At 69.8% G+C, this 10,991-nt stretch carries 11 protein-coding genes; 4 read left to right on the forward strand and 7 right to left on the reverse strand.

Translation table 11 applies throughout. From position 1 onward, the window contains the following. Positions 1–64: 64 nt before the first annotated feature. The 4 genes from QBJ89_RS19590 to QBJ89_RS19605 all read left to right on the forward strand — a co-directional run bounded on the left by QBJ89_RS19590 (position 65) and on the right by QBJ89_RS19605 (position 4,846). The gene (locus QBJ89_RS19590; RefSeq protein WP_277982144.1) at positions 65–1,696 is read left to right on the forward strand and encodes a nitrite/sulfite reductase; all 1,632 of its coding nucleotides are present in this window, start codon (positions 65–67) and stop codon (positions 1,694–1,696) included. 24 nt (positions 1,697–1,720) lie between these two features. Beyond that, positions 1,721–2,152: a DUF934 domain-containing protein gene (locus QBJ89_RS19595; protein ID WP_277982145.1), complete on the forward strand. Its 432-nt coding sequence runs from the start codon at positions 1,721–1,723 to the stop codon at positions 2,150–2,152. Continuing rightward, positions 2,145–2,903 (forward strand): phosphoadenylyl-sulfate reductase, encoded by a 759-nt coding sequence (locus QBJ89_RS19600; RefSeq protein ID WP_277982146.1) that lies wholly within the window; start codon positions 2,145–2,147, stop codon positions 2,901–2,903. Before QBJ89_RS19595 ends, QBJ89_RS19600 begins: the two co-directional genes overlap by 8 nt. Before the next feature lie 449 nt (positions 2,904–3,352). Beyond that, a complete protein-coding gene (locus QBJ89_RS19605) occupies positions 3,353–4,846 on the forward strand; it encodes a DUF4403 family protein (RefSeq protein WP_277982147.1) in 1,494 nt (497 codons plus the stop codon). Between the two features lie 370 nt (positions 4,847–5,216). On the opposite strand, the gene QBJ89_RS19610 is transcribed toward QBJ89_RS19605, so the two are convergent. The 7 genes from QBJ89_RS19610 to QBJ89_RS19640 form a co-directional block, all read right to left on the reverse strand. Continuing rightward, positions 5,217–5,582 (reverse strand): response regulator, encoded by a 366-nt coding sequence (locus tag QBJ89_RS19610; protein ID WP_277982148.1) that lies wholly within the window; start codon positions 5,580–5,582, stop codon positions 5,217–5,219. 84 nt (positions 5,583–5,666) lie between these two features. After that, complete coding sequence (locus tag QBJ89_RS19615) at positions 5,667–6,143, reverse strand: GAF domain-containing protein (protein WP_277982149.1); 477 nt, start codon at positions 6,141–6,143, stop codon at positions 5,667–5,669. A 115-nt stretch (positions 6,144–6,258) separates the two neighbouring features. After that, on the reverse strand, positions 6,259–6,549 hold the full coding sequence (locus QBJ89_RS19620; RefSeq protein ID WP_277982150.1) for a hypothetical protein: 291 nt from the start codon (positions 6,547–6,549) through the stop codon (positions 6,259–6,261). An 11-nt stretch (positions 6,550–6,560) separates the two neighbouring features. Beyond that, on the reverse strand, positions 6,561–8,084 hold the full coding sequence (locus QBJ89_RS19625) for a L,D-transpeptidase family protein (protein WP_277982151.1): 1,524 nt from the start codon (positions 8,082–8,084) through the stop codon (positions 6,561–6,563). A 221-nt stretch (positions 8,085–8,305) separates the two neighbouring features. Beyond that, positions 8,306–8,755: a MaoC family dehydratase gene (locus QBJ89_RS19630; protein WP_277982152.1), complete on the reverse strand. Its 450-nt coding sequence runs from the start codon at positions 8,753–8,755 to the stop codon at positions 8,306–8,308. Next, on the reverse strand, positions 8,755–10,596 hold the full coding sequence (locus QBJ89_RS19635; RefSeq protein WP_277982153.1) for an acetyl/propionyl/methylcrotonyl-CoA carboxylase subunit alpha: 1,842 nt from the start codon (positions 10,594–10,596) through the stop codon (positions 8,755–8,757). The genes QBJ89_RS19630 and QBJ89_RS19635 overlap by 1 nt, the downstream gene beginning before the upstream one ends. An 8-nt stretch (positions 10,597–10,604) precedes the next feature. Beyond that, positions 10,605–10,949 (reverse strand): endonuclease domain-containing protein, encoded by a 345-nt coding sequence (locus QBJ89_RS19640; RefSeq protein ID WP_277982154.1) that lies wholly within the window; start codon positions 10,947–10,949, stop codon positions 10,605–10,607. Positions 10,950–10,991: the final 42 nt, after the last annotated feature.

Raw genomic sequence — 10,991 nt, forward strand, 5'->3', positions numbered from 1 at the left:
CTCCACCACTCGCCTGCGGCGAGTGGTCCCCTTCCCCGTCCCGGGGGAGGAATAAGGACATACTATGTACCGTTACGACGAATATGATCAGGCGATCGTGGACGCACGGGTCGAGGAGTTCCGCGACCAGTGCGCGCGCCGGCTCGCGGGCGAGCTGAGCGAGGATCAGTTCAAGCCGCTGCGGCTGATGAACGGTCTCTACCTCCAGCTCCACGCCTATATGCTGCGCGTCGCGGTGCCCTATGGCACGCTCAACGCGCGCCAGACGCGGATGTTGGCCCATGTCGCGCGCAAATACGATCGCGGCTACGGCCATTTCACCACGCGCCAGAACATCCAGTACAATTGGATCAAGCTCGAGGACGCCGCCGACATCCTGGCCGAGCTGGCGACGGTGGAGATGCACGCGATCCAGACCAGCGGCAATTGCATCCGCAACATCAGCTCCGATCAATACGCCGGTGCCGCGGCGGACGAGGTCACCGACCCGCGCCCCTGGGCCGAGCTGCTGCGCCAGTGGAGCACCTTCCACCCCGAGTTCACCTACCTGCCGCGCAAGTTCAAGATTGCGGTGATCGCCGCCGACGAGGACCGCGCGGCGATGCGGCTTCACGACATCGGGCTCCAGCTGATCGAGCAGGACGGCGTGTTGGGCGCGCGCGTCTATGTCGGCGGCGGCATGGGGCGGACGCCGATGATCGCGCCGCTGATCCGCGACTTCGTCAGCGCGGACGAGCTGATGAGCTATCTCGAGGCGTGCCTGCGCGTCTACAATCGCTACGGCCGCCGTGACAACATCTACAAGGCGCGGATCAAGATCCTGCTCCACGAGATCGGCGCCGACGAGTACCGTCGCCAGGTCGAGGAGGAGTTCCGCGCGGTCAAGCTGCTCGGCATCGATCCGCCCGCGGCCGAGCTGGCGCGCATCACCGCGATGTTCGCGCCGCCGCCCTTCGATGCCGCTGCGCCGGACAGCGTCGACCGCGCTGACCCTGACTTCGCACTCTGGCTCGACCAGAACGTCAAGCCGCACAAGCAGCCGGGCTATGCGATCGTCAACATCTCGCTCAAGCCGATCGGCGGCATCCCCGGCGACGCCTCGGCCGAGCAGATCGACGTGATGGCCGATCTCGCCGAGCATTACAGCGCCGACGAGCTGCGCGTCACCCACGCGCAGAACATCGTCCTGCCGCACGTCCGCAAGGCCGACCTGTACGCGGTGTGGCAGCAGCTCGCCGAGACAGGGCTGGCCGAGGCCAACCTCGACCTGATCAGCGACATCATCGCCTGCCCGGGCCTCGACTATTGCGCGCTCGCCAACGCGCGCTCGATCCCGCTGGCGCAGAAGATCGGCCAGCGCTTCGCCGACGCCGGGCGGCAACGCGACCTGGGCGAGCTCAAGCTCAAGATCTCCGGCTGCATCAATGCCTGCGGCCACCATCACGCCGGGCATATCGGCATTCTCGGCGTCGACAAGAAAGGCACCGAGAATTATCAGCTGCTGCTCGGCGGCTCCGGCGCGGAGGACGTCAGCCTCGGCCGCATCACCGGCCCCGGCTTCGACGAGGACGGCGTGGTCGACGCGATCGAGCGCGTCACCGACACCTATCTCCAGGTGCGCGAACAGGGCGAGCGCTTCGTCGACACCTATCGCCGCGTCGGCATGCAACCGTTCAAGGAAGCGATCTATGGTTGAGCCGCGCGCCCGGAGGATCACCACATGAGCGACAACGTGCTGCGTTACCGCGACGACGAGGCGCACGACGAGCCCGCGGTGACGCTCGACTCGTTCGTCGCCGGCCAGACCAACGCCGGCGCGGTGCGGCTCGAGGCGGGCGACGACGCCCGCGCGCTGCTGCCGCACCTGGAGCGGCTCGCGCTCGTCGAGGTGTCGTTCCCCAGCTTCCGCGACGGGCGCGGCTATTCCAGCGCGCGGATCCTGCGTGAGGCGGGCTATGCCGGCGAGCTGCGCGCCGCGGGCGACGTGCTGGTCGACCAGATCCCGCACATGCGCCGGTGTGGCTTCGACAGTTTCGCGCCCGAGACCGCGATCGATGCGGCCGTATTGGAGCGCTCGCTGGCGCGCTACCCGACGCCCTATCAGCGCGCGGCGGACGCCCTGGTGCCGGTATGGAAACTGCGCCATGGGTGAGCCCGCGCGCCAGCTCGACACGATCGACGTCACGCCCGCCTTCTCGGCGGAGGAAGCCGCGGCGCTCGACGCGCGCTACGCCGACGCCACCGCGCCCGAGCTGCTCGCCGAGCTGATCGCCGGACCGCTCAAGGGGCGGATCGCGGCGGTCTCGTCGTTCGGTGCGGAATCGGCGGTGCTGCTCCATATGGTCGCCGCGGCGGATCGCGACGTGCCGGTGATCTTCACCAATACGCAGAAGATGTTCGGCGAGACGCTCGCCTATCGCGACGAGCTCGCCGAGCGGCTCGGCTTCACCGACCTCCGCGTGTTCCGCCCCGACCCGCGGCTGCTCCGGCTCAAGGACGAGAAAGGCCTGCGCTGGTCGTACGATCCCGACGGCTGCTGCGAGCTGCGCAAGGTCGAGCCGCTGCGGCGCGCCTTGCTGCCGTTCGCGGCGTGGATCTCGGGGCGCAAGGGCTTCCAGGCGTCGACCCGGCGCGCGATCCCGCGCGTGGAGGTCGACGAAGGCCGGCTCAAGATCAACCCGCTCGCCGACTGGCCGAAGGAGCGGCTCGACGCGTATTTCACCGAGCATGATCTGCCGCGCCATCCGCTCGAGGCGCAGGGCTATCTCTCGATCGGCTGCGCGCCGTGCACCTCCAAGGTCCGTCCCGGCGAGGACCCACGTGCGGGGCGATGGCGCGGGTGGGACAAGGTGGAATGCGGCATCCACGTCGCCGCCGACCCCGGCGACGAGCCGGCGTTCTAACGGATGAGGCGTGGTCGCTGCTCGTGCTGCCGGGTGGCGAGATAGGCGGCATGCTGCTGCGCCGCGGTAAGACAGCACTTTACGCGCTCCTCTCGTCGTCCCGGCGCAGGCCGCATCCACCGCGCCGCGCTCTCAGCACTCGAAAGCGGTACATGCCACCACCTGGCAGAAGATGGAGGCAGGTCGCTGCTTACCCTCGCTCAGGCCCCGCGACTCGACTCCGACCTTCGCCGGGGTGACGCACGGGAGGGTTCTTGGGTGACACAAACTGGAGAGCCGCGACGGCCGATCGCGCGATCGCCGGGGTGGCACGGCGACGGAGGAGCCACGAGGAGGTGACGCGAGCCGCGTGCCTGCATCCGCTCGCCGCTATTGACACCCAGGTCAACGCCACGGATCAATCGACTGGCCGACGGCGCGGCGCCCAGCCGCCCTTCGGGGAGTCGATCGTGCCCCGTACCGCCTTCTCCGCCCCCAGCCCCACACTGCTCACCCTCGCCGGCGCGGCCGCGCTGCTGAGCGGGTGCGGCAAGCAGCACGACACACCCGCGCCGCCACGCGTCCAGGCCGCGGCGGGGCAGCTGCCGGCGGAGAGCTCCACGATCGTCGTGCCCGTCACCGCCGATCTCGGCGCGCTCGAGCGTGGGCTTAACAAGGAGACGCCACGCGTCCTGTGGACGATCGACGAGCATCGCGACCGCTGCGTCGCTGCCAAAAAGCTCGATCTCGGCATCGGCAAGGTGAAGGTGCTGCCCGATCTCGGCTGCCGTCTCGTCGGCCAGGTCACGCGCGGCGCGATCCGACTGTCGGGGCGGGGCGAGCGGCTCGACCTGGTGATGCCCGTGAGCGCAGCGGTCACCGCGCAGAACGTCGGCGGCGTGCTGAGCAAGACCGTCACCGGCAGCGCGACGGTGCGCGCCACCGGACGGCTCGGCATCGTGGGCGACTGGCAGCCCACCGCCAAGCTCGACATCGCCTATGACTGGCGCGAGGAGCCCGGTGTCGACGTCGCGGGGCAGCGTGTCACCTTCACCTCGCGCGCCGACGCCAAGCTGAAGGGCATCGTCCGCAAGCTCGAAGGCGACTTGCCGCGCCAGCTCGCCAAGCTGCACCTGCGCGACCAGCTGGCGCAACTCTGGCCGCAGGGCTTTACGTCGATCGCGCTGAGCAAGCGCAACCCGCCCGCCTGGCTGCGTGTGACCCCGCGCGCGCTCGGCTTCGGAGGCTATCGTGTCGAAGGCCGTACGCTGCGGCTGACGCTCGCCGCCGAGGCGTTGACCGAAACGTTCGTCGGCCAGCGCCCACCCGACCCGGCAGTGACGCCGCTGCCCGCCCCGACGCGGGTAGGCGAGCGCGCCGGGTTGCGCTTCTCGGTGCCGGTGCTGGCCGACTATGGCACGCTCGAGCCGGTAGTGGAGCGCACGCTGCGCAAGCTCGCCGCGCGCGGGATCAGTGTCACCGGCGTCGGACCGGTCGACGTCGCCTTCGGCAAGGTTACCGTCTACGCCACGCAGGGCGGCCGGCTAGCGGTAGGCGTACAGGCCAAGGTGACGCCGCGCGCAATCGGCAGCGCCTCGACCAAAGGGGAGGCTTGGCTTACCGCGGTGCCGTACAATGATCCCCGCTCGCAGCTGGTGCGCGCGCGCGATGTCCAGCTCGTGGCGCGCACCGACTCCACAGCGCTCGATCTGCTGATCCGCCTGCTCGGCGAGGCGCAGGTGCAGCGCGCGGTCGCACTCGCGCTTCAGTACGATTTCCATGGCGACTATGCCGAGGTGCTCGGCAAGGCGCAGCGCGCGATCGGCGCGCGGCAGCAGGGCGACTTCTTCCTCTCGACCGATGTCACCTCGGTGGAGAACGGTCAGTTGCAGGTCACCGGCGCGGGGCTGTTCCTGCCGGTGCGCGCGCAGGGCACCGCGGAGATCGCCTACCGGCCGCGGTGAGATCCCGACGCATAAGTATCTGAGATTGGCCGGCGAGGAGCGTCAACAGAGGCAAGAAAAATGATCGCGCGGAAACGCGAAAGCGCGGAGGCGTGAAAGGAGCGCGAGCGACACCGCTGCCGCATGTGGAATGGATTGAAACTTGCCCGCCGACAGGCTCCGCGACAGGTAGGGCGGCGCAAAGACCGGTCTCACTCTCACGCAGTCCGTCATCCCGGCAAAGGCTGCGATCCATCGTGCCGCGAGCGCTACGCGCGGCGCCGAGGCGGCGCCATAGGTGCCAGCCCAAGCCCGGCATGACGGAATGGCTCACCTTCTCACCGTATCCGCCATGTCACCTGCCACCCTCCCCGCGCGAGCGCGCACCGCGTCACCGCAGCAGGTCCGAGACCTTGTCGAGGAAGCTCGCGATATGATCGGGCTTAGACACGAAGGCGTCGGCGCCGGCGGCATAGCAGGCATCCATGTCATGCTGGCTCTGCAACACGGTGAGCGCCATCACCGGGATCGCGCGCGTGGCGGGTGCCCCCTTCAAGGTCTCGATCACGTCGAGCCCACTGACATTGGGCAGGCGGATGTCGACGATGATCGCGTCGGGCGCGATCGTCTTGGCGGCGTCAAGCGCGCCACGCTCGTCCTCGATCACGCGCGGGTCGTAGCCGCCGATCTTCAGCCAGGAGGAATAGAGTTTACGATGGGTCGGATCGTCCTCGACCAGCATGATGCGCTTCTTCATCCGTCTCCCTCGACGTGGTCGCGCCCATGCGCCCCGCATAACTTGGATTATGCCGTACGCCTCTCGGCCATGCGACGTGGCGCGTCAATGCGCGATCAGTCGCTCCACCCCGCGCGCGAGCTCGCCCAGCCGAAAGAGATCGGGCAGCACGTCATGAAGCTTGTCGTCGATCACGCACAGCGCGCCGAGCGGATAGCCGGCGCGGTCGACCAGCGGCAGGCCGGCGTAGAACCGGATGAACGGCGCCGCGGTGACGAGCGGATTGTCGAAGAACCGCTTGTCGTCACGCGCGTCGGGCACGATCATCGGCTCGCCCGGGCAGTGGATAGCGTGCGCGCAGAAGGAGATGGCACGCGGCATTTCATCTTCGACGTCACCGGTCTTGGAGACGAAGCATTGGCGCCGACGGTCGACGATCGAGATCGCCGCGATCGGCGTGTGCGCCACGCGCGCCGCTTCCTCCACCAAATCCTGCAGCGCGGCCTGCTGATCACGTGCGGGCTGCCACACGCGCTCGACCGCTTTAAGCCGCCGCTCCTCGTCGAAGGGCACGAAGGCCACCTTCCTATCCCCTATAACTACTACCTACGTAGTAGTTGGGATAGTTCTGCGCGCGCTAACCGTGGTCAAGCCCGAACCGATCCATTTTAGCGTCGACCTCACCGCCTTCGCGGGATCAGTCGTGCTCGGCGTCCCGCTTGGCGCGCGCGGTCATCCCGGTCGCCGACGCATCGTCGAGCATCTGCTCGTCGGGCGCAGGCTTCTCCTCGGGCGGCAGCGCCGCGGTGGCGTTGGTGAGCTCGCTCGGTGACGCGACCGGCGAGGGCTCGGGAGTCGGCGTCGGCTCAGGCGTCGACAGCGTCTCCTCGCTGGGCGTCGGCTCTGGCGCCGGCGCGGGCTCGCGCGAGCAGCCGGCGATCGCCAGCGCGGCAGTCGCGAGCAGCGGGAGCATCAATCGCTTCGTCATCGTCATCGTCCTCATCGCGCCGCCACCTGCACCTGTACCGCCGAGCGCCGCTCGACGCTGGCGGCGAGCCGCGCGTCCCAGCTGTACGGATCCTCGCGGAAGCCTACCTGCCCGCTCGGGCTGGCGAAAGCCGTCCAATAGAGCAGATAGACGCTGACCGGTGTCGCCATCGCCGCGCGCACCGTCTTGCCCGCCGCCACGGTCGAGTCGATCGTCTCGGGCGGCCAGTCGGGAGTGTCGCGTAGCATCAGCCGCGCCAGGTCGGCCGGCTTCTCCAGCCGCACGCAGCCGTGGCTCGACAAGCGGTCGAAGCGCGAGAAGCCCGAGCGCGCCGGTGTATCGTGCAAATAGACCGCGAACTCGTTGGGGAAATCAAACTTGTAGCGGCCGAGCGCGCTCTTCTCGGACGATTGTTGCAGGCGCTTGCCGCCGTTACCCGTATCGATCACGCGGAAGCCGTTGCGCTTGAGATAACCGGGGCTGGCCTTCTCCTTCGGCCACAGCTCCTTGGTGGCGATCGACGTCGGCACGTTCCACGGCGGGTTGAGCACGATGCTGTTGATCTTGGAGATCAGCATCGGCGTCTCGTTGCCCGGCCGCCCGGTCACCGCCCGCATCGACATCACCGGCTCGTCACCGTCGAACACGGTGAGCACCGCCGCGGCGATGTTGACCTGGACCCGCTTCTTGTCGAGCTCGGGCGGCAGCCAGCGCCAGCGCTCGAGATTGGCCATGATCTGGCGCATCCGCCGCTCGACCGGTACGTTGAGCGCGGCGAGCGTCTGCGCGCCCACCTGCCCCGCCGGGTTGAGCCCGTAGCGCCGCTGCGCGCGTCGCACCGCCTCAAGCAGCGCGGCGTCGAACGTGTCGCCCGACTGCGGTGCCTGCGGATCCTCCAGCGCGAGCCGTTCGCGCAGCGTGGCCACGTCGGCGCCGCGGCTGCCGAACGCGGGCGTGGCCGTGAGCGTGCCCCAGCCGCCCTTGTCGGCGATGGCACGATAACGCGCGAGCCCGGCGACGAGCGTGTCATAACCTTGATAGGGCGGCGGCAGCGAGCGCAGCCAGCTCGACAGCCGATCGCGCGACACTGCCTCGGCGAAGGCCGGCATCGGATCATAGGCGGTCGGGCGAACGCCCCAGTCCTTCTGGAAGTCCTCGGGCATCAACCGCCCGGCATGGACCGCGCGGGCGTGATCGAGTGCCGCGCGCACCATCGCGGCGGAATCGAGCGAGTCGAGGTCGGTACGCCGCGTCAGCCGCAGCCCCTGCACCATTTCGTCGTCCGCGATCAGCGTGGCGAGCTGCTGGCGCTGCGCCGCGTTGAGCGTCGGCAGCGGAACGCTCGGCGCCACCGGAAGAACGGGGATGACCGGCACCGGCGCGGGCGGCACCGGAGCGGCGGGGACCTGGGTAGTCGTCGGGATCGCGGGCGCGGCGACCTGCGCCGCGGCGGGCGCGACCAGCGCGACGGTGGCGGCGAACGTGCCGGCGCGCCGGAGCAGGCGGCGGTGTGGGAGAGGGGGACGCTGGGTCATCGCGCTTCCTCTAGTGCGCCGCGCGGTCGGTGGAAACACCCAGAAACGGGATGGAACGCTGTGCGATGCGGCGCCTGTGCTTGAGCTCGCGTGCTCTCCGCACGCTGTTCCCGGGCGGGGGGAACGTTCGTAACACGCTCCACAGCTATACCGACCGGCCCCGGCCGTTGTCGGGCACTCGGCCGGCATCCGGCGCGTCGTCACCCAACGCGAGCTTCCCCTTACTTCCTCCGCGTCAGCAACGCTGTGCGCAGGCACTGGCACACCAGCTCGTCGCGCTGATTGTGCAGGCGGTGCTCGAAGGTCACCAGACCCGCCTCTGATCTTGAGCGGCTGTCGCGTAGCGCGGTCACGGCGCTCGAGGCGCGCAGCGTATCGCCGATGAACACCGGCGCGGGCATCACGACCTTGTCATAACCCAGATTGGCGACCAGCGTCCCCAGCGTTGTCTCGCCGACCGACAGGCCGACCATCAGCGCGAAGGTGAAGGTGCCGTTGACCAGGATCTGCCCGAACTCGGACGCGCGCGCCGCCTCGGCGTCGAGGTGAAGCGGTTGCGGGTTGTGCGTCATTGTCGAGAACAGCAGGTTGTCGGTCTCGGTGACGGTGCGACGGATCGGGTGCTCGACCCGGTCGCCGACCGCCCATTCGTCATAGTGGCGCCCCGCCATCACGCGTCCTCCCGCTCGACCCGCACCAGCGCCGCCCCGTCGGCCACCTGCGACCCGACGGCGACGTCGAGCGCGGCGATCACGCCGTCGAACGGCGCGGAAAGGCTGTGCTCCATCTTCATCGCTTCCAGCGTGACGAGCCGCTGCCCCGCGCGGACGCGCTCGCCTGCGCTGACCTCGACCGCGATGACGCGCCCCGGCATCGGGGCGACGATCGCGCCGTCGCCCGCGGCGCCGCCGCCCGCCGCCGAGGCGCGGAACGGCGTCAGCGCGTAGGTCTGGCCGGCTTCGGTAATCAGCACCTGATCGTGCTGCTCACCCGGCGGGACGTCGTTGCCGAGCGCCACCTCGGCCGGATGCCCGTCGAGCAGGAAGGCCGCGGTGCGTCGCGGCGGCGCGTTGAGCCGGAAACCGGATACGAGCGCGACGCCCGTCAGCTCACCCGCGGCGGCAGTGAGCGCACCCTCGCTGGGCCGCTCGGGCGGCATCAGCGCGGCGCCGGCGCGTTCGATCAAGCCGGTGTCGACCGCGCCCGCCGCGAAGTCGGGATGGTCGAGCGCGCGCACCAGGAACCCCGCGTTGGTGCGCACCGGCCAGATCTGCGTCTCCGCCAGCGCCGCGCCGAGCCGCGCCCGCGCGGCGTCACGCGTATCGGCGTGCGCGATCAGCTTGGCGATCATCGGGTCATAGTGCGGCGAGATCGTCGCGCCCTGCTCCACCCCGGTGTCCACCCGCACGCCCGGACCGGGCCGGAACGCGGTCAGCCGACCCGTCGAGGGCAGGAAGCCGCGTGCGGGATCCTCGGCGTAGAGCCGTGCCTCGATCGCGTGGCCGCTGATCGCGAGCTGGTCCTGGCGCCGCGGCAGCGGCTCGCCGCCGGCGACGCGGAGCTGCCACTCGACCAGATCGACGCCAGTGATCGCCTCGGTGACGGGATGCTCCACCTGGAGCCGCGTGTTCATCTCCATAAACCACACGCGATCGGCCCGCAGGCCCTCGCTCGCATCGGCGATGAACTCGATCGTCCCCGCCCCGACATAATTTACCGCGCGGGCGGCGCGTACAGCGGCGTCGCACACCGCGGCGCGGGTGGCCGCATCCATGCCGGGTGCGGGCGCCTCCTCGATCACCTTCTGGTGACGGCGCTGGAGCGAGCAGTCGCGCTCGAACAGGTGGACGACCTGGCCGTCACGGTCGCCGAACACCTGCACCTCAATGTGGCGCGGCGCGAGGATGTAGCGCTCAATCAGCACGCGTTCGTCGCCGAACGCCGCTGCCGCCTCGCGCCGGCACGCGGCGAGCGCGGCGGCGAAGTCGGCGGGATCGTCGACGCGGCGCATTCCCTTGCCGCCGCCGCCCGCGACCGCCTTGATGAGGACGGGATAGCCGATGCGCGCGGCCTCGACGGTGAGCCGCTCGGGCGACTGGTCCTCGCCGAGATAGCCCGGGGTGACGGGCACGCCGGCGGCGATCATGCGCTGCTTGGCGGCGTCCTTGAGCCCCATCGCGCGGATACTGGTGGGGTCGGGACCGACCCAGATGAGCCCGGCGTCGATCACCGCGGCCGCGAAATCGGCGTTCTCTGACAGAAAGCCGTAGCCAGGGTGGATCGCGGCGGCGCCGCTCGCGCGTGCGGCGGCGAGGATCAGGTCGCCGCGCAGGTAACTGTCGCGCGCGGGCGGCGGGCCGATCCGGACCGCGGTGTCGGCACGGCGGACGTGGAGCGCGTCCGCGTCGGCGTCGGAATAGACCGCGACGGTGCGGACGCCGAGCGCGCGCGCCGTGCGGATCACGCGGCAGGCGATCTCGCCGCGATTGGCGATGAGGAGCGAGGGCAGCATGAGGTTACCTATCGAACCTTCCCGGCACGGGGAGGGGGACCGCGACGCGCAGCGTCGGGGTGGAGGGGCGCGCGTTCTCGGCATGCGCCGACGATCGCCGTGACCATCGCGTCCAGGTCGGCGAAGACGTCGCGTGCGACAAAGCGCAACGTGGCGAAACCAAGCGAGGCGAGCGCCTCGTCACGCGCACAATCGCGGGCAAGTTGGTCGCCACGCGCATGCACTTCGCCGTCGATCTCGATCGCGAGCCGGGCAGCGACGCGGGCGAAATCGAGCGCATAGCCGGCGGCCGGATGCTGTCGCCGAAACTTAAACCCGCCCGGACGGAGCCGAAGCGCAAACCAAAGGCGCACTTCCGCGGGATTGCCGCTGCGGCGTTCGCGGCGTGCCAGCAG

It is taken from the genome of Sphingomonas phyllosphaerae, from assembly GCF_029623345.1.
Classification (GTDB): Bacteria; Pseudomonadota; Alphaproteobacteria; order Sphingomonadales; family Sphingomonadaceae; genus Sphingomonas; species Sphingomonas phyllosphaerae_C.

Excerpts from the sequence above, each read along its gene's own strand:
- QBJ89_RS19610 (WP_277982148.1), bottom strand. The coding sequence starts at position 5,582 with ATGAAGAAGCGCATCATGCTGGTCGAGGACGATCCGACCCATCGTAAA.
- QBJ89_RS19625 (WP_277982151.1), bottom strand. The coding sequence starts at position 8,084 with ATGACCCAGCGTCCCCCTCTCCCACACCGCCGCCTGCTCCGGCGCGCC.
- QBJ89_RS19620 (WP_277982150.1), bottom strand. The coding sequence starts at position 6,549 with ATGACGAAGCGATTGATGCTCCCGCTGCTCGCGACTGCCGCGCTGGCG.
- QBJ89_RS19590 (WP_277982144.1), top strand. The coding sequence starts at position 65 with ATGTACCGTTACGACGAATATGATCAGGCGATCGTGGACGCACGGGTC.
- QBJ89_RS19635 (WP_277982153.1), bottom strand. The coding sequence starts at position 10,596 with ATGCTGCCCTCGCTCCTCATCGCCAATCGCGGCGAGATCGCCTGCCGC.
- QBJ89_RS19595 (WP_277982145.1), top strand. The coding sequence starts at position 1,721 with ATGAGCGACAACGTGCTGCGTTACCGCGACGACGAGGCGCACGACGAG.
- QBJ89_RS19600 (WP_277982146.1), top strand. The coding sequence starts at position 2,145 with ATGGGTGAGCCCGCGCGCCAGCTCGACACGATCGACGTCACGCCCGCC.
- QBJ89_RS19630 (WP_277982152.1), bottom strand. The coding sequence starts at position 8,755 with ATGGCGGGGCGCCACTATGACGAATGGGCGGTCGGCGACCGGGTCGAG.